Source organism: Allosaccharopolyspora coralli (assembly GCF_009664835.1).
Taxonomy (GTDB): Bacteria; Actinomycetota; Actinomycetes; order Mycobacteriales; family Pseudonocardiaceae; genus Allosaccharopolyspora; species Allosaccharopolyspora coralli.
The window spans coordinates 753,891-770,785 of record NZ_CP045929.1; the positions used below are offsets into that span (position 1 = coordinate 753,891).

25 protein-coding genes and 1 pseudogene are annotated in these 16,895 nt (G+C 66.7%); 21 read left to right on the forward strand and 5 right to left on the reverse strand.

Features of this window, described 5'->3' with window-relative positions; genetic code table 11:
• Positions 1-37 precede the first annotated feature (37 nt).
• The 4 genes from GIY23_RS03585 to GIY23_RS03600 are packed head-to-tail and all read left to right on the forward strand — an operon-like array spanning position 38 to position 3,932.
• A complete protein-coding gene (locus GIY23_RS03585) occupies positions 38-964 on the forward strand; it encodes an ABC transporter permease (RefSeq protein ID WP_154075354.1) in 927 nt (308 codons plus the stop codon).
• Positions 957-1,907, forward strand: a complete 951-nt coding sequence (locus tag GIY23_RS03590) for an ABC transporter permease (protein ID WP_154075355.1) — start codon at positions 957-959, stop codon at positions 1,905-1,907. Before GIY23_RS03585 ends, GIY23_RS03590 begins: the two co-directional genes overlap by 8 nt.
• Before the next feature lie 11 nt (positions 1,908-1,918).
• Entirely contained in the window at positions 1,919-2,938 is a 1,020-nt protein-coding gene (locus tag GIY23_RS03595; protein WP_154075356.1) for an ABC transporter ATP-binding protein, read from the forward strand.
• A complete protein-coding gene (locus GIY23_RS03600) occupies positions 2,931-3,932 on the forward strand; it encodes an ABC transporter ATP-binding protein (protein ID WP_154075357.1) in 1,002 nt (333 codons plus the stop codon). The genes GIY23_RS03595 and GIY23_RS03600 overlap by 8 nt, the downstream gene beginning before the upstream one ends.
• Positions 3,933-4,007: 75 nt before the next feature.
• Here the strand turns inward: GIY23_RS03600 and GIY23_RS03605 are convergent, their stop codons facing one another.
• The 3 genes from GIY23_RS03605 to GIY23_RS03615 form a co-directional block, all read right to left on the reverse strand.
• Positions 4,008-4,316, reverse strand: coding sequence for a hypothetical protein (locus tag GIY23_RS03605; RefSeq protein WP_154075358.1), 309 nt, complete (start codon positions 4,314-4,316; stop codon positions 4,008-4,010).
• On the reverse strand, positions 4,313-5,176 hold the full coding sequence (locus GIY23_RS03610) for a thermonuclease family protein (protein ID WP_154075359.1): 864 nt from the start codon (positions 5,174-5,176) through the stop codon (positions 4,313-4,315). The genes GIY23_RS03605 and GIY23_RS03610 overlap by 4 nt, the downstream gene beginning before the upstream one ends.
• A gap of 173 nt (positions 5,177-5,349) precedes the next feature.
• The gene (locus tag GIY23_RS03615) at positions 5,350-6,828 is read right to left on the reverse strand and encodes a S10 family peptidase (protein ID WP_154075360.1); all 1,479 of its coding nucleotides are present in this window, start codon (positions 6,826-6,828) and stop codon (positions 5,350-5,352) included.
• Positions 6,829-6,920: 92 nt separating this feature from the next.
• Here GIY23_RS03615 and GIY23_RS03620 point away from each other — a divergent pair, with 92 nt between their 5' ends.
• The 9 genes and pseudogenes from GIY23_RS03620 (at position 6,921) to GIY23_RS03655 (ending at position 9,890) form a co-directional block, all read left to right on the forward strand.
• Positions 6,921-7,691 (forward strand): uracil-DNA glycosylase, encoded by a 771-nt coding sequence (locus GIY23_RS03620; RefSeq protein WP_154075361.1) that lies wholly within the window; start codon positions 6,921-6,923, stop codon positions 7,689-7,691.
• Positions 7,692-7,715: 24 nt separating this feature from the next.
• Positions 7,716-7,835, forward strand: a complete 120-nt coding sequence (locus GIY23_RS03625; protein WP_154075362.1) for a type II toxin-antitoxin system RelE/ParE family toxin — start codon at positions 7,716-7,718, stop codon at positions 7,833-7,835.
• 12 nt (positions 7,836-7,847) lie between these two features.
• A complete protein-coding gene (locus GIY23_RS03630) occupies positions 7,848-8,147 on the forward strand; it encodes a HigA family addiction module antitoxin (protein WP_154075363.1) in 300 nt (99 codons plus the stop codon).
• Positions 8,144-8,503 (forward strand): VOC family protein, encoded by a 360-nt coding sequence (locus GIY23_RS03635; protein WP_154075364.1) that lies wholly within the window; start codon positions 8,144-8,146, stop codon positions 8,501-8,503. The genes GIY23_RS03630 and GIY23_RS03635 overlap by 4 nt, the downstream gene beginning before the upstream one ends.
• A 29-nt stretch (positions 8,504-8,532) precedes the next feature.
• Positions 8,533-8,628: pseudogene (locus GIY23_RS03640) on the forward strand (uracil-DNA glycosylase); the annotation flags it as partial.
• A gap of 123 nt (positions 8,629-8,751) precedes the next feature.
• Positions 8,752-8,919, forward strand: coding sequence for a hypothetical protein (locus GIY23_RS03645; protein ID WP_154075365.1), 168 nt, complete (start codon positions 8,752-8,754; stop codon positions 8,917-8,919).
• Between the two features lie 132 nt (positions 8,920-9,051).
• Positions 9,052-9,180 carry a hypothetical protein gene (locus tag GIY23_RS23165; protein ID WP_267313232.1) on the forward strand — a complete coding sequence of 43 codons (129 nt, stop codon included), beginning with the start codon at positions 9,052-9,054 and terminating at the stop codon, positions 9,178-9,180.
• A 132-nt stretch (positions 9,181-9,312) separates the two neighbouring features.
• On the forward strand, positions 9,313-9,516 hold the full coding sequence (locus GIY23_RS03650; RefSeq protein WP_187352012.1) for a ribbon-helix-helix protein, CopG family: 204 nt from the start codon (positions 9,313-9,315) through the stop codon (positions 9,514-9,516).
• A complete protein-coding gene (locus GIY23_RS03655; protein ID WP_154075366.1) occupies positions 9,513-9,890 on the forward strand; it encodes a type II toxin-antitoxin system death-on-curing family toxin in 378 nt (125 codons plus the stop codon). The genes GIY23_RS03650 and GIY23_RS03655 overlap by 4 nt, the downstream gene beginning before the upstream one ends.
• Before the next feature lie 16 nt (positions 9,891-9,906).
• On the opposite strand, the gene GIY23_RS03660 is transcribed toward GIY23_RS03655, so the two are convergent.
• Complete coding sequence (locus tag GIY23_RS03660; RefSeq protein ID WP_154075367.1) at positions 9,907-10,716, reverse strand: ArsR/SmtB family transcription factor; 810 nt, start codon at positions 10,714-10,716, stop codon at positions 9,907-9,909.
• A 160-nt stretch (positions 10,717-10,876) separates the two neighbouring features.
• Between GIY23_RS03660 and GIY23_RS03665 the strand changes: the two genes are divergently transcribed.
• The 5 genes from GIY23_RS03665 to GIY23_RS03685 all read left to right on the forward strand — a co-directional run bounded on the left by GIY23_RS03665 (position 10,877) and on the right by GIY23_RS03685 (position 13,182).
• Positions 10,877-11,161 carry a FitA-like ribbon-helix-helix domain-containing protein gene (locus GIY23_RS03665; RefSeq protein ID WP_154075368.1) on the forward strand — a complete coding sequence of 95 codons (285 nt, stop codon included), beginning with the start codon at positions 10,877-10,879 and terminating at the stop codon, positions 11,159-11,161.
• On the forward strand, positions 11,158-11,562 hold the full coding sequence (locus GIY23_RS03670) for a type II toxin-antitoxin system VapC family toxin (protein ID WP_154075369.1): 405 nt from the start codon (positions 11,158-11,160) through the stop codon (positions 11,560-11,562). The genes GIY23_RS03665 and GIY23_RS03670 overlap by 4 nt, the downstream gene beginning before the upstream one ends.
• Positions 11,563-11,706: 144 nt before the next feature.
• Complete coding sequence (locus GIY23_RS03675) at positions 11,707-12,423, forward strand: GNAT family N-acetyltransferase (RefSeq protein WP_187352013.1); 717 nt, start codon at positions 11,707-11,709, stop codon at positions 12,421-12,423.
• A 91-nt stretch (positions 12,424-12,514) separates the two neighbouring features.
• Positions 12,515-12,934 carry a hypothetical protein gene (locus GIY23_RS03680; RefSeq protein ID WP_154075371.1) on the forward strand — a complete coding sequence of 140 codons (420 nt, stop codon included), beginning with the start codon at positions 12,515-12,517 and terminating at the stop codon, positions 12,932-12,934.
• Complete coding sequence (locus GIY23_RS03685) at positions 12,931-13,182, forward strand: hypothetical protein (protein ID WP_154075372.1); 252 nt, start codon at positions 12,931-12,933, stop codon at positions 13,180-13,182. Before GIY23_RS03680 ends, GIY23_RS03685 begins: the two co-directional genes overlap by 4 nt.
• A 95-nt stretch (positions 13,183-13,277) precedes the next feature.
• On the opposite strand, the gene GIY23_RS03690 is transcribed toward GIY23_RS03685, so the two are convergent.
• Entirely contained in the window at positions 13,278-13,829 is a 552-nt protein-coding gene (locus tag GIY23_RS03690; RefSeq protein WP_407646826.1) for a GNAT family N-acetyltransferase, read from the reverse strand.
• A gap of 37 nt (positions 13,830-13,866) precedes the next feature.
• On the opposite strand from GIY23_RS03690, the gene GIY23_RS23170 reads away from it, so the two are divergent.
• From GIY23_RS23170 to GIY23_RS03700, 3 genes are all read left to right on the forward strand, one after another.
• Positions 13,867-14,001: a hypothetical protein gene (locus GIY23_RS23170; protein ID WP_267313233.1), complete on the forward strand. Its 135-nt coding sequence runs from the start codon at positions 13,867-13,869 to the stop codon at positions 13,999-14,001.
• 2 nt (positions 14,002-14,003) lie between these two features.
• The gene (locus GIY23_RS03695; RefSeq protein ID WP_154078584.1) at positions 14,004-14,981 is read left to right on the forward strand and encodes an aldo/keto reductase; all 978 of its coding nucleotides are present in this window, start codon (positions 14,004-14,006) and stop codon (positions 14,979-14,981) included.
• Positions 14,982-15,309: 328 nt separating this feature from the next.
• Positions 15,310-16,632, forward strand: a complete 1,323-nt coding sequence (locus GIY23_RS03700) for an NAD(P)/FAD-dependent oxidoreductase (RefSeq protein WP_154075374.1) — start codon at positions 15,310-15,312, stop codon at positions 16,630-16,632.
• The last annotated feature ends 263 nt before the right edge of the window (positions 16,633-16,895 follow it).

The following is a 16,895-nucleotide window of genomic DNA, read 5'->3' on the forward strand; positions in this document are numbered from 1 at the left end:
GGCCGGAACCTTGCCTGGTGTTTCGGAAGGAGCCCTCGTGGGGCGCTACGTCTTGCGGCGACTGCTGCAGTTGGTCCCTGTGTTCATCGGGACCACGTTCATTATCTATTACCTCGTGTGGTCTCTGCCCGGTGATCCATTCGCCGGCAAATGCGGTGAGCGGCCGTGCCCGCCCGCGTACATCGCGGAGATGACCGAGAAGTACAACCTCGACGATCCGGTGATCGTCCAATACTTCAAGTACCTGGGGAAGCTGCTCACCGGGGACTTCGGTGAGACCTACGCGGGTGTGGAGATCAGCGAACTGATCCTCAACGCCTACCCGATCACGCTGCGGCTGGCGCTCGTCGCGCTCGTCTTCGCGGCGGTGATCGGTATCGGTGCCGGCATTCTGACCGGACTTCGGGGCAAGGGGATCGTCGACAACATGGTGCTGGTTTCCACCCTGTTCCTGATCTCGCTGCCGGTGTTCGTCACCGGATTCCTCGCGCAGGTCTATCTGGGCACGGAATGGGGGCTGATCAGGCCGACGGTCAGTTCGAGTGCGCCGCTCAGTGAGCTCATCGTTCCCGGACTCGTCCTCGGGAGCCTGTCGATGGCCTACGTGGCGCGCCTGACGCGGACGAGCATCATCGAGAACAAGAACGCCGACTACGTGCGGACCGCCGTGGCGAAGGGACTTCCCGGCAACCGTGTCGTCGGGGTGCACATCCTGCGCAACTCGCTGATCCCGGTGATCACCTTCCTCGGCGTCGAGCTCGGTGTGCTGATGGGCGGTGCCATCGTCACCGAAGGCGTGTTCAACATCCGGGGCATCGGCGGCCTCGTGTTCAACGCGATCGTCCGTCAGGAAGGCATGACGGTCACCGGCATCGTGACGCTGCTGGTGATCGTGTACCTGATCATGAACCTGCTCGTGGACCTGCTCTACGCGGTTCTCGACCCGAGGATCCGATATGACTGACCAGAACACCGCGGTCGTGACCTCCTCGTCCGAGGTGCCGGAGCCGCAGCCGGCGTCCGGCAAGACCCAGGACAAGCCCCGTGGGCTGTGGGCCAACGCGTGGCTCGACCTGCGCAAGCGCCCACTGTTCCTGATCTCGGTCAGCATGATCATCGTGCTGATCCTCATGGCGGCTGTCCCGCAGTTGTTCACCTCCGGCGACCCGGTCGTGCAGGATCTGTCCAAGGCCCGCGAAGAACCGTCGGCAGAGGCGTGGTTCGGCTACGACACCTACGGGCGGGACATCTTCGCCCGCACCATGTACGGCGCCAGGGCCTCCATCGTCGTCGGCATGCTGGCGACCCTGTTCACGGTGTTGATCGGCGGCACGGCGGGACTGCTGGCGGGGTACTTCGGAGGCTGGTTCGACAACCTGATGTCGCGCTTCGCGGAGATCTTCCTCGGATTGCCGTTCGTGCTCGGTGCGATCGTCATTCTCTCGACGCTCAACGCCGGGGTGGCCTTCCCCGGGCCGCTGCGGATCATGACCCAGGTGATCCTGTCGATCGCGATCCTGTCGTGGCCGATGGCGATGCGGATCATGCGGTCGGCGGCGATCTCGGCTCGTCAGCAGGACTACGTGCGTGCCGCGCGTGCCCTTGGCGCGTCACCGTCGCGCATCATCCTCAAGCACATGCTGCCGAACTGTCTCGCGCCGGTCCTGGTGTACGCCACGATCGCGCTGGGTGCGTTCATCGGCGCGGAGGCCACGTTGTCGTTCCTCGGGCTCGGCCTGCGTGACCCGGTCGTGTCGTGGGGCGTGATGATCTCCGAGTCCCGTTCGTACATCATGACCTCGCCGCACCTGTTGCTGTTCCCGGCGGCGTTCCTGGTCGCCACGGTGCTGTCGTTCGTGATGCTCGGAGATGCCATCCGGGACGCACTCGACCCGAAGCAGAAGTGAGGAGGACTCCTGTGTCCACTACGGACAACGCGACGGGGGCCGCCTCCGGGGCGCCCCTGCTCGAAGTCGACGACCTGCACGTGGAGTTCCGCACCCGCGAGGGTGTGGCGAAGGTGCTCAACGGCGTGAGCTACTACGTCGAGTCCGGGGAGACCCTCTCGGTGCTCGGCGAGTCCGGTTCCGGCAAGTCCGTCACCGCCCAGACGGTGATGGGCATCCTGGACATCCCGCCCGGCAAAATCACCAGCGGAAGCATCCGGTTCAAGGGCGAGGACCTGCTGCACGCCACACCGGAGCGTCGGCGTGAACTCCGCGGCGACACGATGGCGATGATCTTCCAGGACGCGCTCTCGGCGCTGAACCCGGTCTACACCGTCGGCTTCCAGATCGGGGAGCAGTTGCGGCTGCGCCGCGGGATGTCCCGCAAGGACGCCCAGGCCAAGGCCGTGGAACTGTTGGACCAGGTCAAGATCCCGAACGCCAAGCAGCGCGTGAAGGAGTTCCCGCACCAGTTCTCCGGCGGGATGCGGCAGCGCGCGATGATCGCCATGTCGCTGGCGCTGGACCCCGAACTGCTCATCGCCGACGAGCCGACGACCGCGCTCGACGTGACGGTGCAGGCCCAGATCATGGACCTGCTCGACGATCTGCGCCGGGAACGGGGGATGGGGCTCATCCTCATCACCCACGACCTGGGCGTGGTCGCCGAGGTCGCCGACCGGATCGCGGTGATGTACGCGGGCCGCATCGTGGAGAAGGCCGACGCCTACTCCCTGTACCGGCAGCCCGGGCATCCTTACACCGAGGGCCTGATGCAGTCGCTGCCGCGTCTGGATCTGAAGGGCCAGAACCTGTCGACGATCAAGGGCTTGCCGCCGAACCTGATGAACATCCCGTCCGGCTGCCCGTTCCACCCGCGCTGTCACCGGGCGGTGGAGCAGTGCAGCACGCACGTGCCTGAGGTGCACGAGCTCGGGTTCGGCCGGGTCAGCGCCTGCCACTTCGCGGAGGAGTTGATGAGCCGTGACTGAGCCGATCCTGGAGGTCCGGGACCTCGTCAAGCACTTCCCGGTGACCCGGGGTGTGCTGTTCAAGAAGACGATCGGGCACGTGCGTGCCGTCGACGGCGTCTCGTTCGACCTGAACCGGGGCGAGACCCTCGGCATCGTGGGCGAGTCGGGTTGCGGCAAGTCGACGCTGGCGCAGGTGCTCATGCGCCTCGAGAAGCCGACGAGCGGGTCGGCGCATTTCGAGGGGCGCGACATGTTCGGGCTCACAGGCTCGGAGCTGCGCAAGCTGCGCCGGGACATGCAGATCGTGTTGCAGGACCCGTACACCTCGCTGAACCCGAGGCGCACGGTCGGCGACATCGTCGGCGAGCCGTTCGAGATTCACCCCGAGGTGGCCCCGAAGGGGGAGCGTCGCCGCAAGGTGCAGGAGCTGCTGGAGGTCGTCGGACTCAATCCCGAGCACATCCAGCGCTACCCGCACCAGTTCTCCGGCGGTCAGCGTCAGCGCATCGGGATCGCGCGGGCGCTGGCGCTGCGGCCGAAGGTGATCGTCTGCGACGAGCCGGTCTCCGCGCTCGACGTGTCGATCCAGGCGCAGGTGATGAACCTGCTCGGGGAGCTGCAGTCGGAGTTCGGCCTCTCGTACATCTTCATCGCCCACGACCTCGGTGTGGTCCGGCACCTCTCGGACCGGGTCGGGGTCATGTACCTGGGCAAGGTGGTCGAGATGGGCAGCGACGAGCAGATTTACGAGCGCCCGCAGCACCCGTACACGCAGGCGTTGTTGTCGTCGGTGCCGGTCGCGGACCCGTCCCTGCGGGGGCAGCGCGAGGTCATCCGGTTGACCGGTGACGTCCCGAGTCCGGCGGACCCGCCGTCGGGCTGCCGCTTCCGCACCCGGTGCTGGAAGGCGCAGGACATCTGCGCCGAGCAGACGCCGGAGCTGACGACCCGGGTCGAGAATCACCCGGCGGCGTGCCACTTCGCCGAGGTGCACAGCCACGTCGTGCACTGACCCACGAAAGCGACCACTGGCGCCCTCGCGGGACTTTCCCGCGGGGGCGCCGGTGTGCGTTCTGGGGACGTGTGCTCAGGACGACAGCGACACGAGGGTGGCGACGACCCAGCCGACACACACGAGCAGCGCGAAGGACGACAGGCCCACCCCGAATCCGGCCGCGACGCGGTTGTCGGGCTCACCACGCCCGAGTTTGCGGTACGCGCTCACGCCGAACACGAGCCCGCAGATGCCCAGCAGCCACGCCACCACACCGATGAACGGCACGAACGCGAAGAACGCGGCGGCGCAGCCGAACGCGAGACTGACCGTGCCGGAGTCGTCGGTGGTCGAGTTCGGCGTCGGCTCGTTGTCCGGCGCCGGCGGGTAGTTGGGCATCATGGCGTGGTCGCCTCCGGGAACGCAGGCGACGACGTGGTGGCGAAAGGCGCGGTCGTCGTCGTGTCCGTGGTGGTGGGTTCGGTCGTGGTGGTCTCCGTTGTCGTCTCCGACGTCGCCGGCCCTGTCGTCGTCGGCCCGGTCGTGGGGGGCCCGGTCGTGGGGGGCTCTGTCGTCGTCTCCGTCGTTCGTGTAGTGGGTTCGTCGCTACTGGGCGGCGGGACGGGTGGCATTCCGGGCGCAGCGGGGGCGCTCGCCTCGTCCAGGCAGGGTGGACCCCAGAGGCCGCGTTCGGCGTTGCGCGCCTGCGTCACTGCCGACTGGATGGCCGACGCCTTGACCACCGGAACCCCGACGTCGAAGTACTCCGCGTGACCTTCGCGAGCCGTCTCGGTCGAATAGTCGCGGCCGTTCGGCAGCGTCAGATACACGAGCTCACGCCCGTAGCGGTCCGAAGGCTGCTGACTGTCGTCGTAGTGCACCCGGACGGTGTTGCCCAGCAGTGTGCTCATGGCCCAGTCGGTGGCTTCGGTACCGGCGCAGGTTCCGGCCTCCGGGGCGTCGATGCCGAGGAGGCGGGCGGTGACGGAGCGGGGACCGACGGAGTAGCGCACGGTGTCACCGTCGACGACCTCCGCGATCGTGACGCTGTTGTCGAGCAGGCGGGTCGGGGACTCGGTGCGGGGAGTCGTCGGTGGCGTCGAGGCGGCCGACGGGAGATTCGGCGCACCGGCGGTGACCGTCACCGTTTCCGGCGGCGGCGGTGTGGACTGCTCTACGGGCTCGGCGCGGCAGGACGCAGCGACGCAGGCGAGCAGCATGCCGGTACCGACCAGGGCGGGATGCGCGAACGTCCTCGACATGGACACCTCCGGCCGTATGCCGCGGGCCCGTGTGCCTACCCGTCCATCGTGCCGGTTGCGCCCACCTTTCGCCTGATCGAGTGGCCCAGAGGTGCGCGGATCGATCTGGGTTGGTGGTTCTGTGACGTTATTGCCCGAATTCGCACCCGTGGGTCACGAACTCGGGTGTCGCGTCAGCGTTGGAGGAACTCGGCGAGGTCGGCGGACTGCTTGATCCGCGAGGGTTCGTGCACGTACATCATGTGCCCGGCCGGATAGTACTTGAGGTCGATGTTCACCCGCAGCTCAGGCGGGATCTGCAACCGAGCCAGCACGTGCTCGGCCGCGTAGTACGGCGTCGCCCCGTCGGTGTGTCCGCATCCGACGTGGATCTTCAGATGCGGGTTGGCGCGCATCGCGGCGGAGAGTTTGTCGGTCACCGACACCTGGCTGCCCTCGAACTCCTTGTACGACCACGGATGCACCCGACTGCTGAGCAGCTCGTACGGCAGGTCGTTGGCGTAGTCGAGTTCGGCGCGCAGATAGTGGTTGATGCCCGCCGCGTACGCGCCCTGAATGCCGGAGATGCTCGGGTCGTTGGTGAACCGCTCACCGGCCGCGTCCGGTTCCCACCCGGTGAACCGTCCGTCCATGCGCCCGACCGTCTTGCGCTGGTCGCGCAGCAGCTCGGTGAAGAACCGGACGTGTTCGATCTTGAGGTCCACACGGTCCACGTAGTCCTCGGTGAGTCCGGTCAGCTCGGCGGTGCGGCGCACCATCTCCTGCCGTTCGGTGGGGGTGAGCCGCGAGGCTCGCGCGAGCGCCCACGGGTAGTCGCGGGAGGCGAACTCCTCGGCCTCGTCGAGCACCTCGCGCAGCGGCCTGTCGCCGTGTTTGCCGTGGTGGTTGGCGATGGCGGCGTAGGTCGGCAGGAACAGCGAGTACGGCAGCTCGTTGCCTTCGGTGAACCGGATCGTGCCCATGTCCAGCACCGAGGAGATGAGCATGAGGCCGTTGAGGTAGAGCCCGTAGCGGCTCTGCAGGCGGTCGGCGAGCGCGGCGGCGCGCAGCGTTCCATACGACTCGCCTGCGAGGTACTTCGGCGACAGCCACCGGTCGTGCCGGGTCGTCCACAGCCGGATCAGCTCGGCGATCGTCTCGATGTCGCGCTGGTAGCCGTGGAAGTCGGCGGGCTCGCCACCTTCCACCGCCCGCGAGTACCCGGTCGAGACGGGGTCGATGAACACCAGGTCGGTGTAGGTGAGCAGGGTCTCGTGGTTGTCGGCGAGACCATAGGGAGGCGGCGCCAGTGCGCCTGCGTCGCCGGAGACGACCTTGCGCGGACCGAGCAGCCCGAGGTGCAGCCACACGCTCGACGAGCCGGGGCCACCGTTGAACGCGAAGGTCACCGGCCGGGATCCGGGCTGCGCGTGATCGGCGACGTAGGAGGTCAGAAACACCTCGGCCTTGGCGACATTGCCGTCGAACTTGCCGTCCGTGAACGCTTCTTCGCGGAGCACGACGCGGCCGGTGGTGGCCGTGTAGGCGAGCTCGGTCCCGTGTGCGGTGATCGTGTGGTGCGTGCTGACCAGGTCGTCGACAGGTTCGGCGGGGCGGGGAGTGTCCTCGGCTGCCTTGTCGGTGGTTGCTGCGGTGTCCTCGGTGCCTGCCATGCCCCTGACCCTACGTGGTGTCTCCTGCCGGTCATTGAGGCTCGGGGCGGGCGTCGGACCCTTGCCTGCGGTCACTCTGGGAGGCTGGGCACATGGCGAAGGCGATCTCCCGACTGGTGCAGGATCCGGTCACCGATCCGGCCGAGGTCGCGGCCGGGGCGGGACGCGTCGCCGAGCTCGATGCGCTGGTCGCCGACTGCACGGCGTGTCCGAGACTGGTGCGGTGGCGCGAAGAAGTCGCCGAGACGAAACGTGCCGCGTTCCGCGACGACGAATACTGGGGGCGCCCGGTTCCCGGGTTCGGCCCGGTGGACGCCGCGATCGCGATCGTCGGCCTCGCCCCCGCCGCGCACGGCGCGAACCGGACGGGCCGGATGTTCACCGGGGACCGCTCGGGCGACGTGCTCTACCAAGCGTTGTACGACGTCGGGCTCGCGTCGCAGCCGACGTCGGTGGCCGCCGACGACGGCCTGGAGTTGATCGGGACCCGCATCACGGCTCCGGTGCACTGCGCTCCGCCCGCGAACAAGCCGACCCCGCCCGAGCGGGATACGTGCCGACCGTGGCTCGCGCGCGAGTTCGAACTACTGCGCCCGACACTGCGCACGGTGGTCGTGCTGGGAGGGTTCGGCTGGCAGGCGCTACTGCCCGTCGTGCACGACGCCGTCTGGGAGGTGCCGCGCCCACGCCCCCGCTTCGGTCACGCCGCGCACGCCGCGCTCCCGGCCCGGGACGGCGGCGCCGCCCTGCACCTGCTCGGCTGCTATCACGTCAGCCAGCAGAACACCTTCACCGGCAAGCTCACCCCCGCGATGCTGCGGGAGGTGCTCTCGCAGGCGAAGGAGCTGGCGGAGGTGGGGTGAGGGCTGCACCCGAGCGAATAACGCTTGCAGCTGAACGGTGATCGGGCTGGTCAATACAGCATTCGGATCAACCAGCAGTGGCGCATCTGCTTCGAGTGGATATCGTCGGGCCCGGAGAACGTCGAGATCGTGGACTACCACTGAAGGGAGCTGAGGATGTCTGATGAGTTCGTCATGCCTCCGGTCCATCCCGGGGAAGTCCTGCATGAGGAGTACCTGGAGCCGCTCGGCGTCACCCAGCACCGGTTGGCCGTGGCGATCGGTGTTCCCCCGCGCCGGATCAACGAGATCGTGCACGGCAAGAGGGGGATCTCCGCCGACACGGCGTTGCGGCTCGCGCGCTTCTTCGGCACCTCCGAGCGGTTCTGGCTCAATCTCCAGTCGCGCTATGACCTGGAGCGGGAGAGGGGCGCTCTCGCCGACACGTTGGACCGGATCCAGCCGTTGTCCGCGTGACGGTGCATCAAGCGCTCGTGATGTCTGCGCGAAGTTTCGAGATTGGCATTGACGCCAACGATGCCGAGTCGTTGCGTCGGTTCTGGCGCGTGGCGACGGGTCACGTTGAGCAAGTCACGGCCGAGGGGGCTGTGGATCTGGTCGATCCTTCTGGGAAGGGGCCGACGCTGTGGTTTCAGCGGGTTGCCGAGACCAAGACCATGAACCGCGTTCACCTGGACATCCGGGTTTCGGCCGAGTACCGCCAGGTGTTGATCGATCAGCTGTGTGAGCTGGGAGGCCAGAAGATTCACACGGCTCCCAGGTTCACGGTCCTGGCAGACCCCGAGGGCAACGAGCTCTGCCTCACGGAGTGACCTTGATCCGGCAGCTCCGTAAATCCGTTCACTTCTGCCAGCAGAACACCTTCACCGGCAAGCTCACCCCCGCGATGCTGCGGGAGGTGCTCTCGCAGGCGAAGGAGCTGGCGGAGGTGGGGTGATGCGTGAGCCTTTTTGGTGGCTATGGCAACCAAAAAGACTCACGCCATGCTGCAACGCCGACACTGGCTCGCCGGTGCTGCCGTGGGTTCTGGTAGTCCTCGATCTGTGATCTCAGCGAGAGAGTGGAAAGGCTGTATCTCGACCACGGGCTGCCGCCCAGCTTCCAGATCAGTCCGGCCGCCCACCCTTTGGAGCTCGATCACGTCCTGGCCGAGCGCGGATACGAACTGAGTGGCGCCACGACCATCGCGGGGGTGACGACGTTCGGTCCACTGCGCGGAAAATCCTGACCGGCGGGTCCGCGTTGTATGCGGTGAGTCGCGACGAGTTCGGGCCCGCAGCCGTTGGGCGTCTCTCGCTCGTGGGTCAGTGGGCCGGCGTCTACTGCATGGCGGCCCGCGCCGATGTTCGTCGTCGTGGCCATGCGCAGGATAATCTTCGCGGGTATGGCGGCGATCACCATCGAGCTGGACACGCGCCATCTGCGTCGGCTCGACCTCGAACTGATGCCAGGCCAACGACACAGCGAAGGCTGGACGAAGGAGCGCTGACAGCGGCAAGTGCTGGAGCAGACGAAGGAGTTCGCGGGGTTCCGGTGATGGCGCGTCGGACTCACGTGCGGGCGTAGTCAGCAAGGACGACGCTGAGGGAAACGTCGGTATCATCGGTGATACCATCATGCCATGCCGATGACTTTGCGCCTGTCGGACGCCGAAGCCGATGCGCTGCGCCGACGTGCTGAACTCGAGCATCGCTCGATGCAGGACGTCGCCAGGCAAGCCGTTCGCGAGTACGTGGAGACCCACAGCCGAGCTGAACTACTTGATCGTGTACTTGACGAGGAGCTGCCGCGGTATGCCGAGGCGCTGGAGCGGCTCGGCCAGTGATCCACCTGACGCTCGCTGAACTCATTCACGTCGCTCAGCGAGCGATCGCGGGCGAAGTCGAGGTGCGTGACTACGGGTTGCTCGAGTCGGCGCTGGCACGACCACGGGCTTCGGTGTTCGGCGACGATGCTTATCCGAGCCTGGAGGAGAAGGCAGCGGCCTTGTCGCATTCCCTTGCAGGCAACAATGCTCTCGTCGAAGGCAACAAGCGCCTGGCTCTGGCGGCCACCATCGCCTTTCTCGGCGTCAACGGAAAGCGGCTGACTCTGTCCAACGACGAGGCGTACGACTTCATCATCGCTGTTGCCGCCGGCGAGCTCAACGATGTTCCCGGCATCGCCACCGTCATCAGGGAAGCGATCGAACCTCGCTGATCCGAGTCCGCGCACGTCAGTTCTGCCATGCCTCGTCCGGTACCGGCGGGAGCGTGTCGCCGGTCTCCAGCAGGGTCTTCAGCCCCGAGAGCAGGGGCGGCCAGCCGGTGCTGACCATCTGTCGCATCGTGCTGCCTACGGGGAAGTCGTCGTGGACGACGGTGAGCTTGACCGTCTGCCCGAACGGTTCGATCTCGAACGTGACCTTCGACTGGGTCTCGGAGGCGAGCGTGGCGAGCACGTCGTCGTCGATCCCGACGGCCGCAGCCCATTCCGGTGTCGGCGTGTGCCACGTGTAAGCGAGTCGACGGTACGGTTCGGCTTCCAGCACCACCTGGTTCGGGTCAGCGGTGCGCTGACCTTTCTCCTCCCAGGCCATGGGCGAGCCCGGGCGCCAGTCGGTGTCGAAGGTGACTCCCCAGTACCGGCGGGTGAACGCCGGATCGGTGAGGGCCTGCCACAGCTGTTCCGGTGTGGTCTTGATGAACGTGGTGTACACGAAGGCGGGTTCACTCATCGGGCCTGACTCCAATGCCTGTTTGAGATCGGCCAGCGCCTCCGTGCGCCGCCGGTCGTACTGGTGCATCCAGCGATCGGCGATCGCATGTATCGGAACGGCGTTGAGGTAGTGCAGCTTCTCCCGGCCACGACGAACCGTGGTGACCAGGTTGGCCTCCTCGAGTACGGCGAGGTGCTTGCTGACCGACTGCCGGGCCATGTCCAGTCCCTCGCACAGCTCGCGCAAACGCTGCCCGTTTCGCGCGTTGAGACTGTCGAGAAGCCGACGCCGATTCGGGTCGGCCAGCGCCCTGAAGACCCCGTCCATAACACCTGCGTTGATCCGAACTTATGCAACCGTCTGGGTGCATAAAATAGGCAACCAACGGGCTGCATGTCAAGAGGGTCGAGTCTGCTGCGGTGTGCCTGTGGCGAAACTGAAGCGATATAACTTGATTATGCAGTCGGAATGAAGGCAAAATGCAGTCATGACGGTACTGACGATCCGGGACGTGCCGGAGGACGTCAAAGAAGCTCTCGCGGGAGACGCGCGAGAGCGTGGGCAGTCTTTGCAGGCCTTCCTGCTGGGTGTCGTGCAGCGGCAGGCAGCGTTCAGTCGTAACCGGCAGCTCCTCTCAGAGATCGAACGCGATCTTGCGGAGGGTGGCGGTGCCGGTGACGATGCGCCGGACGCCGCAACGCTTCTGGAGCAAGCGAGACCGGATGACCTGGAGAATCGCGACGGCAGGCCAGGGACGGGTGGCGTCGCGTGATCGTTGTTGACGCGTCTGCACTGGCGAACATGTTGCTGTACGCGGACGAGCGCGGCCGCCGATCGAGGACCGTGCTGGGCAGGGATCTCGAGTGGGCCGCGCCGGAGCACTGGAAAGCCGAGGTGTTCTCGGTTGTCCGTGGGCTGGCGCTCGGGAGCAAGATCAAGGAGGAGCAAGCCGTTCGAGCGGTCGAGCGACTCCCGCTGCTCGGCGTCGAGCACGTCTCGCTCGACGATCTCCTCCCCCGGATGTGGCAGCTACGCGCCGGAATCAGCGGTTACGACGCTGCCTATGTGGCACTGGCGGAGGCACGCGGCATCGCGCTCGTGACCTCCGATGGGCGACTCGCACGCACGGCGACGAAGTATTGCAGGGTGGAGCTCGTTTCCGCTGCAGCGTGACGGCTCGGAGCATGGCGTGAGCCTTTTTGGTGGCGATGGCAACCAAAAAGGCTCACGCCCGATGCCGACACTGGCTCGCCGGGTGATGCCGTGGGGTCTGGTATGTCTCGGTCTGTGATCTCAGCGAGCGAGCTCGACGATTTGATGAACCGGAGTTGGCGCGCTCTGTCCGAAGTGCCAGTCGACGGCTGGATCGTGCGTCGGTCCGAGGGAGTTACGCAGCGGGCGAACTCGGTGCTTCCCGTCGCTGCTCCGCGCGACCTGCCGGACGCGATCACGCGAGTCGAAAGGCTGTATCTCGACCATGGATTGCCGCCCTGTTTCCAGCTCAGTCCAGCCGCTCAGCCTCCGGAACTCGATGAGGTCCTGGCCGAGCGCGGATACGAATTGAGCGGCGCCACGACGATCCAGGTCGCTGAGGTCGAGGAAGTGCTCAACCGGTTGTCGTGTGGTCGTTCGAGCGTGGAGGTTCGAGACGAACCGGGTGACGACTGGATGCGCTTGTGGTGGGCCGTCGACGGTCGCGGTGATGACGATGCTCGGGTCACTGCGGGGAGAATCCTGGCCGGTGGGCCTGCGCTGTATGCGGTGAGTCGCCACGAGGGGTCGCCCGCAGCCGTTGGTCGTCTCTCGCTCGTGGGCCAGTGGGCAGGCGTCTACTGCATGGCGGTCCGGGCCGACGTCCGTCGTCGTGGCCATGCACAGGACATTCTTCGTGGATTGCTCACGGCGGCCGCCGATCGGGGAGTGCGGCACACCTGGCTGCAGGTCGTCTCCGACAACCTCGCGGCACGGAAGCTCTACGAGCATGCCGGGTACCAGGACTTCTCGACCTATCACTACCGGGTGCGCCGTCATTGATGCTGCCCGGTAGTCACGCTCTGCGGCGCAACTACTCGCCGCAGAGCGAACATCGGTGGCAGGCGATCATGCAGCGGCTATGGTGGACGTGATGACCCCCTACGTTGCCCTGGACAGGCTCCGGTCGTCGGTCGAGACCGGCGCGGTCGCGGAGCTCGGTACACGGCATGGTCTCGACCTGCTCATGGTCCACGGCAGCGTGTTGGATCCCGAGCCGCTGCGAGCGGCGGCGGACCTGGACGTCGCGTTCCGGCATCGGGTCGACGCGTCTCGCGACGTCGTCGGGCTTGTCGACGAACTGATGGAGCTGACCGGGTTCGACCGGATCGATCCACTGGATCTGCGCAGCGCCGGCGTCGTCGCCCAGGCTCGAGCGCTCGGACCGGACAGTCTGGTGTTGTACGAGGCAACGCCGGGTACGTTCGCCACGGCGCAGATGGCGGCGATCACCATCGAGATGGACACGCGCCATCTGCGCCGGCTCGACCTCGAACTGATGGCAGGCCGATGATGCAGCGAAGGCTGGACGAAGGTGTCGTCCGCAACAAGCTCGACGCCCTCGACCGTGCGCTGAGGACGCTGCACAGTATCGGTCCACTGGACGCTCAGCGATTGAGAGACGACGCTGTCACCGCCGCAGCCGTGGAACGGTTGACTTGTCGCCTGGTCGAGCTGGCCGTGGACCTGAACACCCACATCAGCGCTTCCGTACTGGGGCGTGCACCGGAGAACTACCGCGCGAGCTTCGTTTCCTCATGAGGAAGCGTTCGTCACCGCGAGATCAGCGCGACCCCGCCACAGGTGCGTGAGCCTTTGTGGTGGCTATAGCAACTGAAAAGGCTCACGCCTGCCGGTCACCACAGGTCGCCGTCGCGCCAGTCGCAGGTGATGTCGCCGGTGAGGTCGAGGGCGACTGTCACCGGTAGGACGAAGGTGCAGTCATCCTCTTCCGGGGTTCGGACGATGCCGGACGGGGTGAGAGCCGAGGTCGGACCCTGCCAGAGCTGCCAGGATCGGCTCGCGTAGAACGCCGCGCCGGCGTCGCTGGCTCCGAGCGCGCCGAGTTCGTAGGCACCGTGCACCACCGCCTCCAGCGCCGCCATGATCGCTCCTCCGTGGCCGAGTCCGCGCCGGTCGGCCCGGATTCCGACGCCTTCGACGTAGCCGGTGCGCCAAGCCCGGCCAGCGTGGAGGAGTCGTCGTTGCACCACGCTCCCGTGGCCGACGAGTTCGTCGCCTTCCCACGCGAGTGCGTGCATCCCGCCGAGCGCGTGTTCCCAGTCGTGCTCACCCAGGTCGTCCTCGAAGACCTCGACGAGCAGCTGACGCGCGCGTTCGAGTGTCGTCCGGCTCAGCTGGCAGGTGTGCGCGACGTCGACGTCGACCATGACCCCATCGTCGTGCATTGACCTGGTGCGCGCTTCGGGTCGTACCGTCGGCGTCGTGCACTACTCGATCGCGCAAGCGGCGCCTGACGGCGGGTTCTCCGTCGACAGACCCGAATGGAACCTGATCCTCGACATGCGCGATGCCGAACGCCTCGACACGACACCAATGGAGAAGGAGGTGTCGGCATGAGCATGCCGACTCGCAGGCTGGGAGACCTCACGGTCGGCGCGCAGGGCCTCGGCTGCATGGGGATGAGCCACGCCTACAGCAGCGGGCAGGACGACACGGAGTCCGTCGCGACGATCCACCGGGCGCTCGATCACGGAGTCACGCTGCTCGACACGGCGAACGTCTACGGCGCCGGAGTCAACGAGCAACTCGTCGGCCGGGCGATCGCCGACCGCCGGGACGAGGTCGTGCTCGCCACGAAGTTCGGCATCGTCCACCGTGACGGGCAGATGAGTGCCCGAGGCGATGCCTCCTACGTGCGGGAGTGCTGCGAGGCGTCGCTGCGCCGGCTCGGTGTCGACCACATCGACCTCCTCTACCAGCACCGCGTCGACCCGGACACTCCGGTGGAGGAGACCTTCGGGGCGTTGTCGGAACTGGTCGCCGAGGGCAAGGTGCGTCATCTCGGTATCTCCGAAGCGAGCGTGGACTCGATCCGACGCGCCCACTCCGTGCATCCGGTCGCGGCGCTGCAGAGCGAATGGTCGCTGTGGACGCGGGAGATCGAGGCGGAAGTGCTCCTTGCCTGCCGTGAGCTCGGCATTGGCGTCGTGCCGTTCTCGCCGCTGGGCCGGGGTCTTCTGACGGGAGCGGTGACGTCCCGCGACGACCTGGCGGAGGACGACGCCCGGCGTGGATTCCCGCGCTTCGGCGAGGACAACCTCGACCGGAACCTCGCGATCGTGGCGGTCCTGCGTGAGCTGGCGGAATCCAAGAACGTCACGGCGGGGCAGCTCGCCCTCGCGTGGGTGCAGCACCAGGGTTCCGATGTGGTTCCCATTCCGGGCACGAAGCGACGCGCCTACCTCGACGAGAACGTCGCGGCTGCCACGGTCGAGCTGTCCGAAGACGATCTCGCGAGGATCGAGTCCGCCGCATCCGCAGGGGAGGTCGCAGGGGAGCGCTACCCCGAGTCCTTCGCGCGAATCGCGGGACGGTGAGCCCGTCCATACCGATTCAGAATCGCAACAGTGCAGGTGAAGGTGGTCGTCGTACGGGTCCTGCACGCGGGGCCACCCGCCGGAGGCTGTCGTGTTCCCGGCGAGTGCGACCTCGTTTTCGAGTAGGGTGGCTGAACATCGAGGCGGAACCCGGCCTGGGCAACGGAGCCTGACAGGACACCGCGGTGCGTGTCGCCGAGCGCGACGCCACCCACTGCACTCGCACGAACACACTGCGTTGATCGTGATCGGTGACACCGGCGATCGGAGTCACACTGCGGGGGGTCTGTGCGGCGCGTGCGGTCGCAGAAGTGCGACCATGACAGTCATGGCTGACAAGTCCGATCCCACCCGGATCCTCGTCATCGGCGGCGGTTACGTCGGGATGTACACGGCGCTGCACCTGCAGAAGAAGCTCGGCCGTCGTGAGGCGTCCGTGACGGTGGTCGATCCTCAGCCGCACATGACCTACCAGCCGTTTCTTCCTGAAGCGGCCGCGGGAAACGTCGAACCCCGGCACGTGGTGGTGCCGCTGCGCCGGGTGTTGAAGCGGTGCCACGTGATCACCGCACGCGTCACCGAGATCAAGCATGCGGACAAGCGCGTCACCATCGAGAACCCCCAGGCGGGCAAGGAAGAGCTCGAGTACGACGAGCTCGTCGTCGCGCTCGGGTCGGTCTCGCGGCTGCTGCCGATCCCGGGGCTGGCCGAGCAGGGCATCAGCCTCAAAACCGTCGGCGAGGCGATCTACCTGCGTAACCACGTCCTGGCGAAGATGGACGCCGCCGCAGGCACCGACGATCCGGAGGTGCGCAGGCGCCTGCTCACGTTCGCCTTCGTCGGCGGCGGCTACGCGGGCACCGAGGCGCTCGCCGAGATCGAGGACATGGCGCGCTACGCCTGCCGCTACTACGAGACGATCTCGCCGGACGACCTGAGTTTCGTCCTCATCGAGGCCGCGGGCCGGATCATGCCCGAGGTGAGCGAGAAGATGGGTGTGTACACGGTGCAGGCGCTCGAGGAGCGTGGCATCAAGGTGTACCTCAACACCTTCCTCAAGTCCGTCGAAGGCGGGCACGCGGTGCTCTCGGACGGCACCGAGTTCGACACCGACACGCTGGTGTGGAACGCGGGTGTCAAGGCCAACCCGGTACTCAAGAACAGCGACCTGCCGTTGGACGAGCGCGGGCGCGTGCGCTGCACGTCGCACCTGCAGGTCGAAGGCTTGCCCGGCGTGTGGGCGGCGGGCGACTGCACGGCGGTGCCGGACCTGTCGAAGACCGACGAGGACCCGGACGCCACGTGCGCCCCGTCCGCGCAGCACGCGGTGCGGCAGGCCGACCAGCTCGGCAAGAACATCATCTCCGCGCTGCGCGGCAAGAAGACCCGCGAGTACTACCACGCTTACGCGGGCTCGGTCGCCGGTCTGGGGCTGTACAAGGGCGTCGCGGACGTCTACGGGTTCAAGGCGAAGGGCTTGATCGCGTGGTTCATGCACCGCGCGTACCACGTGAGCCGGATGCCGACGTTCAACCGCAAGATGCGGATCGTGATCGACTGGACCCTGGCGTTCCTGTTCAAGCGCGAGGCCGTGTCGATGGGGCAGATCCAGGACCCGAAGGCCGACTTCGAGCGGGCTGCGGCGAGCTGACTCGTGACCCAGTGCTCGGGCGGTCTGGTGGCGCTCGTCCGAGCGTGCGTTCCCGACAGTGCCAGTCGGAGCAAGATCCTCCGTACAGGGGATCGCTTTCCCAGTTGACCTTGACATTCTGTAGTGCCGTACCGCACTGTAGTTGATGATTTCACCTGAAAGTATGTGAAGTAACTGGGAGAGAGGTGATTTCCTTGACGATCAAGGAACTCGCCGAACTGTTCCGTCGGGGCGAGGTCGCTGAGGGGCCGTTGGCCGACTTC